The organism is Pseudooceanicola algae, from assembly GCF_003590145.2.
GTDB lineage: Bacteria > Pseudomonadota > Alphaproteobacteria > Rhodobacterales > Rhodobacteraceae > Pseudooceanicola > Pseudooceanicola algae.
Map to the genome: position 1 here is coordinate 1598211 of NZ_CP060436.1, position 11316 is coordinate 1609526.

Consider the following 11316-nt stretch of genomic DNA (forward strand, 5'->3'; position numbering starts at 1 on the left):
CCTGCCCCGCGCTGCGAAGACGTTGACCGACTTTTCCCGCCCCCTCATGCGGCGCGCAGGATCAGGGCCACGCGGGTGCCTGTCGGGCAGCCCCGGTCCAGGTCGATCACCCCGTCGTGGGCCGTGGCGATGGTGCGGCAGATCGACAGGCCCAGACCCAGCCCGGCCGCCTTGGAGGACACGAAGGGACGAAAGGCCTCGGGCGCGAGAGTTTCGGGAAAACCGCGCCCGGAATCGATCACGGCCATCTCGTAGCGTCCGTCGTCGCGGGCGATCACCTCGATCACCAGCGACCGTTGGGAGGGATCGACGCTGTCCATCGCATCCAACGCATTGGTGACCAGGTTCAGCAGCACCTGCTGAAGCTGGGGGCGATTGCCCAGCACCATCGCGGGTCTGGCTGTCGGGCGGACCTCGAACCGGGTCTGGCGATTGGTCAGTTCGGACCGCACCAGCGCCAGAGTGGCGCTGACCACCGTGTTCAGGTCCAGCGGCTCCAGCGTGATGTCGCCGCGCGCCATGAGGCTGCGCAACTGGCGGATGATCTCGGCGGCGCGCATGTCCGCTTCGATGATGTCCTGCATCACCCCGCCCATTTCCGCGATGTCCAGGGGGCTGCGATCCAGCAGGCGGCAGCCGGCCTCGGCATTGGCCAGGATCGAGGCCAGCGGCTGATTCAGCTCATGCGCAAGCGCACCGGACAATTCGCCAAGCTGGGTGGCGCGGGCCAGGTGGATCAACTCCATCCGGTCGCGCATATGGGCCTCGGCCAGGATCTTGCGGCGCTTTTCCTGAATGATCAGCGCGGTGATCGTGATGCTCTGGGCCAGGATCACGGCCAGGGCGATGCCGATCTCTATCCGGTAGCGTTCAAGGAAACCGGGGTCGTAGTACAGCAGTTGCGCGCCCTCGGGCACACGGGCCTTGTCGATGCCGAAGCGATCAAGCTGACGCCAGTCGACAAGCGGACTGCGCGGGGTTTCGAGAAACTGCGGCAGCTTGACCTTGCCCGTGGCCACATCCCCCGCAAGCTGCCCCGCCGCCAGACCCATTCCGTGAAAGGTATGAACCACCCCGCCCGTCGCCCCGTCACCGATCATCGTGTCGTAAAGCCCGTAAACCGGCGCGCCGGAGAACTCGGAAATGGTGGCCAGAGCCTCCTTCGGGACAAAGACCTTGCCGTCGGGCCCCGCAAAGATCGTGGTCACCAGCACGATGGCCTCGCTGTCGAGATCGGCAACGGTGTCGAGGATTTCCTCCATCGGGCGGGCCGTGACATAGGTGACCGGCAGCCCGTGGTAGCTTGTGCCAAGCACCGCCCGCGCCTTCCTGTCCCAGGCCCGGTCGAAATTTGCCGCCCCGCTGATGACGTGGATCCGCTTTGCCTGCGGCTGCAATGCCCGCGCCAGGTCGATGGTCGCGGAGACTTCAAAGACGCTGCTCACCCCGCCGACCTGGTCGCCCAACAGCGTCATGTTCTCGGTTTCGGGATTGGTCGCACCGAAGATCACCGGCCCGTCCAGCCAGGCTTCGTTGCGATGATCCAGAACGAACTGAAGGGCCAGCGTGCCAAAGGCGACCAATACATCCGGTTCCCGGTTGTCGTATTTCGCCGCCATGGCGGTAAAGATGCGCTGCTGGGATTCGGCGTCGGAAAAACGCGAGATATCAAGGTATTCCGCAAACAGTTCGACCTGGCTGCCGATGGTTTCGGCCAGCCCGTCCTGAAGCCCTTCCGCGACGATGATATTGGCCGGCAGCAGGCTGTCTTCCCCGAAGATCGCCAGAATGCGGATCGCATCGTCGCTTGCCGGGCGGTCTTTGGTCGGATCGGGCGGACTTTCTGCTGCGAAATCACCCGGCGGCTCGTCAGCCAGGGGCTCGGCTTCAGACTGGGGTTGGGCTTGGGGTTGGGCTTGAGCCTCGACCGCAACGAAAGCCGCGCCTGCCAGCCAAAGCGCAAGACCCAGCAAGAGCATGACCATGGCCCGCGCAAGCAGACCAGCCGGAGCCCCATGGCAACCCGTCACGCCCAGCGCAGCCGCGACCCGGCCTCGCCCGCCCAGCCCTTTGGTCGATCCTGTTCCCCGGCTCCGCCCCATGCGCCCTTCCGTCTCTACGTGTCCGTCCCATGACCTGATCCAAGTAGACGGGGCAATGGAATCTTTTACAAGTCACTCGCGTGGCCCCGCCCCGCCGGATCAGCCTGTGTCAGGTCCGGCCGGCCTCTTTTTCACGGTAAAGGGCGGCGAAATGGCCGATGACAAGGCACAGGATCGCCAGTCCCAGGATGGCGGCGACGGGCCGGGTAAAGAAGTCGGCCAGCACCTCGACCCGCGTCATGGCGGGGCGGAACTTGGTTTCCATGATGCCGCCCAGCACGAGGCCGAGAATGATCGGCACCGCCGGCAGGTTCTGCCGCTTCAGGATCAGGCCGAACCAGCCGAAACCGGCGGCCACGGCGCAATCCACCACCGAATTGCGCAGCGAATAGACCCCCACGAAGCTGAGCGTCAGGATCATCACGCCAAGAAATCGCGTCGGGATGCGGATGATCCGCAGCAGCAGGTTGGACGAAACAATCATGAACAGCACCACGATCACGTTCAGCAGGATCATCGCAACATAAAGCGCATAGACGAAATCCAGCTGGCCCTGAAACAGCTGCGGCCCCGGAATGACGTTGTGCACGTAGAAGACCGACAGCATCATCGCCGTCAGCGCCTCGCCCGGAATGCCGAGCGCCAGCAGCGGGATCATCGCCGCCGCCGGGACCGCGTTGTTGGCCGCTTCCGAGGCAACCAGCCCCTCGGCGCTGCCCTTGCCGAAGGCCTCCGGGGTCCTGGAGGTCTTCTGCGCATAGGTGTAGCTGAGGAATTGCGCAGTGAATTCCCCGACGCCGGGGACCATGCCCATCAGAACGCCAAAGCCGGTGCCGACGGCCGCGACACGCTTGTAACCCAACACCTTGGTCATGGCGCGCGCCATGGAGCCCTTGATCGGCGCGGCCTCGGGGGCGGTTTCCGGTTCGGTCAGCAGGGAAAAGGCCTGTGACAGGGCGAACAGCCCCAGCACCACGACGATCAGCTCGAACCCCGAGCCCAACCAGTCCTGCCCGAAGGTATAACGCTGCGTGTATTTCAGCGGCTCAAGCCCGATGGTGCCGATAAAGATGCCGAGCCCGGCCAGCATCCCTGCGGCCAGCGTCTGACCGCGATGCGCGATGACCACCAGCACCAGCCCCATGAGCGCGGCCAGGAAGATCTCCTTTGAGCCGAACATCGGCGCGATCCGGGCCAGCACCGGCGACAAAAGGATCAGCGCCAGGATCGACAGGATACCGCTGACGAAAGAGGCGCCATAGGCCAGACCAAGCGCCTTCAGCGCCTCGCCCCGTTTGGTCATTGGGTGACCGTCATAGGTGGTCAGAGCATTGACGGCCGTGCCGGGGGTATTGATGAGGATCGCGGGCAGCGAGCCGCCGAACATCGACGACCCGTAGATCCCCAACAGCATCACCAGCCCGACCAGCGGCGGCAGCGAAAAGGTCGCGGGCAGCAGGATGGCGATAGCCACCGCCGGGCCGACGCCGGGAATGGCGCCGATGATCACGCCTCCGACCGAGCCGATCAGCAGGGCGATCATCACGTCGAGATGCATCAGCATCCCGATCCCGGAAAGCAGCATGTCCATCAGGTAGCCTCGGTTCGGTTCATGGTCAGAAGTTGGTCATCAGGAAAGAGCGCGCCTCGCCCGGCGGCAGCAGGTCGTAGATGTCCCCGGCGGGGATGTTGACGCCGAGAAAGCCCTTGAACAGCGCCACCACCGCAAGGCCGAACAGTGCCGACAGGCCCATCCAGCGGGCATTGCGGTAGCCCATGCGCCAGCTCAGCGTGCAACAGAATGCGATGGTGGCCAGCAGGTAGCCGATCACCGGCACCAACCAGACATAGGCGATGAACCAGACCATGAATTCGCCCGCCCGCGCCCAGGCGCCCAGTTCTGCCCGCAACCCCGGCAAGCGATGCGAGCCAAGCGCCACCACGAGGTAGCCGCCCGAAAACACCAGCATCACGAAGAGCGCGATCGCAGGCCAGAAGGCAGGCTGCACGTATAGTTTCGTGCGCGGCACCCATTGGGTCTGCCAGGGCAGCAGGATCAGCAACAGCAGCGACAGGGCAAAGAAGGCCGCCGCAAAGACGGCCTCGCCCGCGCGGCCATGGCGCTGAAACAGGTCCTGCAGGGTGCGCGTGCGGATCAGGGTCTGGAACCGGGTGCCGAAGCGTTGCCCCGGACGTGGCGGAATATCCACGCCCGGAACTGGCCGGCGGTTTGCCTTACTCATGGCGCGATGTGCTCCTGTCGGGCATCATTCGTCCAACAGCGCACCGATGGCGCCACGGGCGGTCATGTCGGCCTCGATCTGGGCCTCGGATTCGGCTGCATCCTGCCAGTAGATCAGCGCACCGGTATCTGCCGCCAGCGTTCTGGCCGCCTCCGACGCCATGACCTTTTCCGCGACGGCGGCGATCTTGTCACGGGCCTCCTGGGGCACATCGGCGGCAACGAACAACCCGTTCCACAGCGCCAGATCCAGTTCCGGCAGCAGTTCGCCCACCGTGGGGGCGTCAGGGGTCAGGGGGATACGCTCGGACCCGATCGAGGCCAGCACCTTGATGCTGTCGAGGCAGGGAAAGACCTGTTGCAGGGTGGTGTTCATCACGTCCACGTCGCCCGAAGCCAGCGAGTTGCAATCCAGCGCATCGAAGGCGGCTTCATAGGCAAAATCGAAGCCCTTGGCCTTGGCCACAGCAAAGGTGATCTGCGTCGGGGTCAGCATGGCGCCGAAATGGCCCAGGGCGACGTCGTTGTCCTGCGCATAGGCGGCCAGTTCGTCCAGCGTGTCATAGGGCGCATCGCCCGAGGTCGCGATAACGAAGGGATAGGTGACGAAGATGCCGATCGGTTCGAACGGATTGGGTGACAGGGCGGGGATGCCGATATCGGGGCCCGACAACGGCACATCCGACACGAAGGAGCCGATGGTGTAGCCATCCGCATCCGCATTGGCCACATCGACCGCCCCGGGGAAGGGCCCGCCGCCGCCGCCGGGCTTGTTCACCACGGCCGCCGCGACGCCGTATTCGGACTGGAATTCGTCGGCGATCATCCGGGTCAGGATGTCTTCCAGGTCGCCCGGCGGGAAGGGCACGACGAATTCGACGGGCTTTTCGGGGTATTCGGCCAGGGCCGCCACCGGCAGGGCGGCAAGGGCGGTGCCAAGGGCCAGCTTTGCAAATCGGGTCATGGGGTCTCTCTCCTGTTGGTGGTTTGTTGTTTTTCTTCGGTATTCGGGCAGTCAATCGGCGGGGATCAGTTCAGTCCGACCCCCATTCCGAGCGTGGCAAGGGTCATCGGCGCGACCTCCCACAGCAGGGCGCGTTGACGGCACAGGGCGGCGCGCAGGCACAGGGCGCCAGCGAAGGCCGCATAGGCCGCCAGTGCCAGAACGGTCAGGATCAGATAGCTTTCGGCAAGGGCGGGCAGCAGCAATCGGGTGATCCCCGCAGGCGTCACCAGGGGGATGGCCGCCGCACCGCACAGCCCTGCTCCGTTCAGCACGAAAAGCGCCACCAGAACCCCGGCCATGGTCAGGTGCGAAGCCGCCCGGTGGGCGCATAACGCCGGGGCCGCGCCGCGCAGCGCCCCCGGCGCGATGGCCACCAGCACCCCCGCCCCCAGCACCAGCCCGACCAGACCGCAGGTCATCGCCACACCCATGGCCGCCAGCGCCAGCAGCGCCTCGACCCGCTGGCGGCGCGACCCGGTCACGAGGCAGGCACAGGTGCCCAAGGCGGCAAGCCCAAGCAGGCTCAGGTGATATGGCGACATGGCTGCGACCCCGGCCCGCGATCACTCGGCCGCGGCCTTGTTGGACCGGCAGCACTGGGCGCCGTTGGGGTCCTTGGGCAGATCAAGCGTCGGGTTGCGGTCAAAGAAGTTCTCGGGCCGCAGCTTGAAGCCCGCATAATCCACCGGCATCACCGGCCAGTCTTCGCTGCGCGGGAAATGGGTCAGCCCGAAGCTGTGCCAAACGACGATATCCTCGCCATCCACGTTGCGGTTCCCGGCGGCATAGGCCGGCAGCCCCGCCCCGCCCGGATGCTGGTTCGGCGTATAGCCCGCCGCCCAGAGTTCATCGCGGTCGAACTGCGTGACCCAGAGCGATCTGGTCGCGAAACCCGCCCGCTGGGTAATCGAGGCCGCCTCGTCCGCCAGCAGCAGCGGCAGCCCCTCGGGGGCCAGCACATAGGCGGTGGGCTCTCCGACATGGTTCGTCGCCTCGGCCGAGGAAATCCGCCAGACCCGGCCCAGGTCGTTGCGCGCCACACGTTGCGCATCGCCTTCGGTTGTCAGGCGCGTGATCTGGCGGGTAAAGGCATTGCCGACCGGGTTGCCCGCGCCCATCGGCACGCGTTTCACGTCGATCTCGTCGACCTGGTTGCGCAGCCCGTCGATGGCGAAATCCAGCCGCGCCGAGAACAGGTGCTGGTGTTGCGGCGCGCCCAGACGCGGCGACAGTTCGGTCGCCCATTCGTAGTCGCCTTCCGGGCGGCCAGAGGTAAAGACGATGCCGGTCGCCTTGCACTCCATCTCGATCTTGCCGTCGAGATAGAAGTACCAATAGAAACCGTAGTCGTAGTTCCCGACCGTGACGAAGAAGGACACCACCAGCCGACGCTGGCGGCGCACCTCGACCCGGCCCGAGAAGATATCCGTGTGTTTCCAGATTGTTCCGAAGTCTTCTTCGTGGATGCAGATCGCGTTCTTGATCTCGACCGGGTTGCAGAAATCATCCACCACCGTCGCATCGACATAATGGATCTCGCCCAAGCAATCACAGCCAAGCACCAGCGAATTGGCCAGCCGCCCGAACTGATATTCCCCGGCGTCGAAATAGTTCTGCCATTCGTGGGTCGGTTGCGGTTCTCCGTAGGGCACCACCATTTCCGACACCGAGGCGCGGTTGAGGATCGAACGCTGGCGATCCCCGTCCCGGAACGAGATATCGTGCAGGGTCAGCCCCTCGCGGCCATTGAAGCCGACGCGGATCGACCACTTCTCCCAGTCCAGCACGTTGTCCTTCATGGTAAAGGACGCGCCCTCGGGTTGGGTGATGTTGAGCGGCTTCATCGTCTCGCGCGGCACGATGGCGGGGTCAAGGTAATCGCCCGTCTCCTCCGGCACATGCAGGTAACCGGTATCCACGAAACGCAGCACCCTGTGATCGCTCAGATCGACATGGCAGACGATGCCTTCGATCGGATGCGCCCACAGCTCATGGATCGCGTTTTCATCCGGCGCGTAGAAGCTGAGGACCCGCAACATGCGGCGTCCGACCTCGTCCTCGTCTCCGAAGACACCGGCGGACAGCGGGCAGCAGAACACCTTGTCCAGATCGGTGATGCCACGTTTCGCCAACGCCTCGACGAAACGCGGATCGGCTTTGCAGATCTCTTCGGCGGCGACGTAATCTTCGTCCAGAACCGGGCCCCAGCCGTCCTTTGCCGGATCAAGCGCGCGGCTGTGGATGACCTTGCCCGCCGGGATATCCACGACGATCTCTGTCACCTTGCGGGCCGTGACATCGGTGACCAGCACGCCGATTTCACGCGGCACCGGGGCGCCGGCGGTGAAGCCCGCAAGGGTGTCGCGGCTGGGTTCGCGCAGCATGACATAGGAATAGCGCTGGCTGTCCCCGCCGTGTCCGGCCGCCAGAAGGACCTCTTTCAGGCGCAGGATTTCCGCGGCCGCGATCGGGTCCAGCGGGTGCTGCACCGCTGCGGTTGCGGCTGTCTGTTCCGGGGCTGCGTCGCTCATTCGTCCATCCTTCGGTCGGTGTTTCCAAAAGGCTTTCAGACCGCGCCCCGGCGCAGCCATTGCCATCGGCGCCAAGTGTTCGATAATTTGCGCCAAACAGCCCGGAAACGTCAGAAATCGGCGCCAGAGCCCCCGGTCTGCGCCCTGCAACGGAAATGCGGTTTTTCGGATGCCGGTTTTCTGACCCGGTTTGACCTGCCCATGCGGCATTCGGCAGCAGGCTGAAAAGCCCCCTTGCCGAAGTTGCCCCCTGCCTAGCCCCGATTCTCTTTCGACGGTGCCTGTCCCGTCCAGCCGCGATAGGCCCGCCAGAAGACCGTGCCATCGGAATACCCCAGCGCCTGTGCCATGGCCTTGAGGCTGCCCGAGCGCGTGCCGAGATGGGTTTCCACGATCTGCTGACGATGCGCGCGGACGATCTGGCGCAACGATGTGCCTTCGGCCGCCAACCGCCGTTGCAGGCTGCGCGGGGCCTGACCCAGTTCGCGCGCGATACTGTTCAGGTCGACGGGGCGCTGACCCAGGTTGCGGCTGACCACCAGCAGCACCTGGTCGGCCATGGTCGCCTCCGGATCCTGCGCCAGCACCAGGTCGGCGACGTGATGTTCGATGAGACCGATCAGGGCCATATCCTCGACCCGGTGATGCCGGTCGAGGCCCTCTTCGCTGAACAGGATGCGATTGGCGCTTTGCCCGAACAGCACGGGCGCGCCGAAGATCCGTTCCAGAAGATCGGGACGCGCCGAAGGGGCATGGGTGAAATGGACCTCTTCGGGGGACCAGCGCGGATCAAAGGACATCCGCATCAGCCGACAGAGGCCGGAAAGGGAAAATTCCGCGTCCTGCGGCAGGCCCGTGACCCCCGGCGACTGGATCTGGTAGGTGAAGCCCAGCCAGGTCCCGGCCTCGGTCAATTTCATCTCGGTCGCGCTTTGCAGGGCGGAAAGGCTGTCGTGAAATCGCTGCAGGCCACGTCGCGCCGTCGAGGATTGCAGCATCAGCAGGCCCGTCGGACCCAGGTCCGCCGGGTTGATCCGCGCCCCGATGCGCGCGCCCAGCACCGGGTCCCGCGCCTGGCGGGCGGCGTCTTCGAAGACCTGAAGGTAGGCGGAGAGGGCGATGACCTCGTAAGGGTCCTGCACGCGCTGCGGGTCCAGCCCGTTGCGCCGCAGGATGCCGGATATTGCCGCGACGTTGCCGTCGAAATGCCGGATGATCGGCGCCAGAGCGGCCGCCCGCAGGACGGGATGGCGAAGGCTGTCGGCTGAGGATGGGGGCATGGCGCGGGGTTCCGTTTGCAGGTGGCCCAAGTATCGACTGCCCGCGCGCCCCCCGCAACCGGGCCGAGTTCCCCTTGACCGGCAGGTCAAGCGCGGAGCACAGGATCAGAACAGCTTCATCTTGTGCGACATGCGCCGCCAGTCCCGCATCCGGGTCGAGACATCCCAGGGGCCATTGGTCGCCGTGGCATGGACCAGCAGGCTGAGCGCCGCGTTCAGCCCGATGATGGATTCCAGGAACAACCCGGTCTTGGAGGGCACGTTGATCACCGCATCCGTGATCTCATGCGCCCAGTGGCAATATTCATCTGTCACGACCACGACCGACCGCCCCTGTTCGCGGGCCAACCGCGCGATGACCTCGCTTTCGGCCGCATAGGGAATGACGTCGATGATGACGACGCAGCCCGGCGCGCCCTCTTCCGGATCGAGCCATTCGGACATCATGCTGTCATGCCCGGACAGGAAGCGCACGCGGGGCCGGGCCAGCGCCAGGCGCCGGGCCATGTCTTCGGCCAGCCCCCGCACGGTCTGAAAGCCGGTGACATAGACTTCGCTGGCCGTGGTCAGCCTGGCTTCGGCAGCCTTGAAGGCAGGGCTGTTCATCTTGGAATAGACGGTGCGGACGCTGAGAAGCTCGGCGCTCATCTGGTCCTGCCAGTCCGGGGTCAGTTCTGCCCCTTCCTCGGGCAGGCTTTCGCCGGTCACCGAATAGCGGTGCCGCAGCATGGCCTTGAAGTCCTTCATCCCCGCGCAATCGAACCGGCGCAGCATCCGGCCCACCGTGATCTCGGCCACACCGGCCTTTTCGGCGATGGATTTGCCGGTCTCGAAGGAAATCGAATGCAGGTTCAGCAAAAAGTACTGTGCAACCTTTGCCTCTTGCCTGGGCAAATCGGTCAGTCCCTCTTCGATTTTGCGCACGAATTCATCAAGCGGCGAGTTCGAATAGGAGGCAAAGCCCTGAGACATGCGGTTCCCCCCGATGACAGAAAACTAACATTTGACGAAAATGACAGTAACGCATCATTTTCACGACTCAAGAAGAAACGACAAAGCCACCCCAGGGGAGATCTCTGCCATGAAGACCCATCATCTGTTGCTGACCACCGCGCTGGCGCTGACGCCACTGACCGCCGCCGCGCAGGAAACACTGTCGCTTTACAATTGGGGCGACTACATCAACCCCGCCGTGCTCGAGGCCTTTACCGAGGAAACCGGGATCGCGGTGACGCTGGACGTCTACGGCTCCAACGAAGAGATGCTGGCCAAGATCCAGGCCGGCGCCACGGGATACGACATCGTCTTCCCCTCGGTGCACATGCACGACATCATGTTCCAGCTCGGCCTGCTGGCGAAAACCGATATCGGCAGCGCGCCGGGCTTCGAAAACATCGATCCGCAGTTCATCCGCGCCGCGACCGACCCGGATGCGGAATACTGCCTGCCCTATGCCTGGGGCAATGTCGGGATCTTCTACAACAAGGCGCTGGCCGGCGATATCACCGGCTGGGAGGACTTCTTTGCGCTTGGCGAAGAGGGCAAGAAGATCACCCTGCTGGACGATCTGCGCGAAACCATCGGCATCGGCCTGATCATGAACGGCAACTCGGTGAACTCGACCGATCCCGACCAGATCACTGCGGCGGCCGATTACATCATCGACCATATCAGTGGCGTCACGGCCTTTACCTATGACTCGGCCCCTCAGGTGATCTCGGGCGATGTCGCGGCGGCGCATTGGTACGTCGGCTCCAACCTCTATGTCTCGGAGCATCCCGACGAGGTCGGCTACATCATCCCCAAGGAAGGCGCCACGATGTATCAGGAAGACATCTGCGTGCTGGCTTCGGCCCCCAACATGGAAAATGCGAAGACGTTCCTCGAATTCTACCTGAAGCCGGAAATCGCCGCGATGAATGTCGAGCAGCAGATGAACGGCACGCCGAACCTGCCTGCCAAGGCGCTGATCCCGGCCGAAATCGCCGAGAACGAGTCGATCTATCCGCCGCAGGACGTGATGGAAAACCTGCAGCTTTTCGAAGATCTGGGGCGTGATCTGGCGCTTTACAACGCCGAATGGACGCGGATCAAGACCGCCCAGTAAGCCCGGCCAGTAAGCCCGGCCAGTAAGCCCGCCCGGCAAGCGATACCA

The 11316-nt window shown here is 64.4% G+C and carries 9 protein-coding genes; 1 reads left to right on the forward strand and 8 read right to left on the reverse strand.

The window, feature by feature from the left end; all coding sequences use genetic code 11:
- Positions 1-44: 44 nt before the first annotated feature.
- From PSAL_RS07565 to PSAL_RS07600, 8 genes are all read right to left on the reverse strand, one after another.
- On the reverse strand, positions 45-2102 hold the full coding sequence (locus tag PSAL_RS07565; protein WP_119838801.1) for a sensor histidine kinase: 2058 nt from the start codon (positions 2100-2102) through the stop codon (positions 45-47).
- 109 nt (positions 2103-2211) lie between these two features.
- Complete coding sequence (locus PSAL_RS07570) at positions 2212-3693, reverse strand: tripartite tricarboxylate transporter permease (protein ID WP_119838800.1); 1482 nt, start codon at positions 3691-3693, stop codon at positions 2212-2214.
- Between the two features lie 25 nt (positions 3694-3718).
- The gene (locus PSAL_RS07575; protein ID WP_119838799.1) at positions 3719-4345 is read right to left on the reverse strand and encodes a tripartite tricarboxylate transporter TctB family protein; all 627 of its coding nucleotides are present in this window, start codon (positions 4343-4345) and stop codon (positions 3719-3721) included.
- 24 nt (positions 4346-4369) lie between these two features.
- A complete protein-coding gene (locus PSAL_RS07580; RefSeq protein WP_119838798.1) occupies positions 4370-5308 on the reverse strand; it encodes a tripartite tricarboxylate transporter substrate binding protein in 939 nt (312 codons plus the stop codon).
- A 65-nt stretch (positions 5309-5373) separates the two neighbouring features.
- Positions 5374-5892: a hypothetical protein gene (locus tag PSAL_RS07585; protein WP_119838797.1), complete on the reverse strand. Its 519-nt coding sequence runs from the start codon at positions 5890-5892 to the stop codon at positions 5374-5376.
- Positions 5893-5913: 21 nt separating this feature from the next.
- Positions 5914-7881 (reverse strand): primary-amine oxidase, encoded by a 1968-nt coding sequence (locus PSAL_RS07590; RefSeq protein WP_119838796.1) that lies wholly within the window; start codon positions 7879-7881, stop codon positions 5914-5916.
- Positions 7882-8135: 254 nt separating this feature from the next.
- Positions 8136-9161: an AraC family transcriptional regulator gene (locus PSAL_RS07595; RefSeq protein WP_119838795.1), complete on the reverse strand. Its 1026-nt coding sequence runs from the start codon at positions 9159-9161 to the stop codon at positions 8136-8138.
- Between the two features lie 105 nt (positions 9162-9266).
- The gene (locus PSAL_RS07600; protein WP_119838794.1) at positions 9267-10133 is read right to left on the reverse strand and encodes a MurR/RpiR family transcriptional regulator; all 867 of its coding nucleotides are present in this window, start codon (positions 10131-10133) and stop codon (positions 9267-9269) included.
- A gap of 109 nt (positions 10134-10242) precedes the next feature.
- Between PSAL_RS07600 and PSAL_RS07605 the strand changes: the two genes are divergently transcribed.
- Entirely contained in the window at positions 10243-11268 is a 1026-nt protein-coding gene (locus PSAL_RS07605) for an ABC transporter substrate-binding protein (RefSeq protein WP_119838793.1), read from the forward strand.
- The last annotated feature ends 48 nt before the right edge of the window (positions 11269-11316 follow it).

Coding starts and splice junctions, on each gene's coding strand:
- PSAL_RS07565 (WP_119838801.1), bottom strand. CDS start 2,102: ATGGGGCGGAGCCGGGGAACAGGATCGACCAAAGGGCTGGGCGGGCGA.
- PSAL_RS07570 (WP_119838800.1), bottom strand. CDS start 3,693: ATGGACATGCTGCTTTCCGGGATCGGGATGCTGATGCATCTCGACGTG.
- PSAL_RS07575 (WP_119838799.1), bottom strand. CDS start 4,345: ATGAGTAAGGCAAACCGCCGGCCAGTTCCGGGCGTGGATATTCCGCCA.
- PSAL_RS07580 (WP_119838798.1), bottom strand. CDS start 5,308: ATGACCCGATTTGCAAAGCTGGCCCTTGGCACCGCCCTTGCCGCCCTG.
- PSAL_RS07585 (WP_119838797.1), bottom strand. CDS start 5,892: ATGTCGCCATATCACCTGAGCCTGCTTGGGCTTGCCGCCTTGGGCACC.
- PSAL_RS07590 (WP_119838796.1), bottom strand. CDS start 7,881: ATGAGCGACGCAGCCCCGGAACAGACAGCCGCAACCGCAGCGGTGCAG.
- PSAL_RS07595 (WP_119838795.1), bottom strand. CDS start 9,161: ATGCCCCCATCCTCAGCCGACAGCCTTCGCCATCCCGTCCTGCGGGCG.
- PSAL_RS07600 (WP_119838794.1), bottom strand. CDS start 10,133: ATGTCTCAGGGCTTTGCCTCCTATTCGAACTCGCCGCTTGATGAATTC.
- PSAL_RS07605 (WP_119838793.1), top strand. CDS start 10,243: ATGAAGACCCATCATCTGTTGCTGACCACCGCGCTGGCGCTGACGCCA.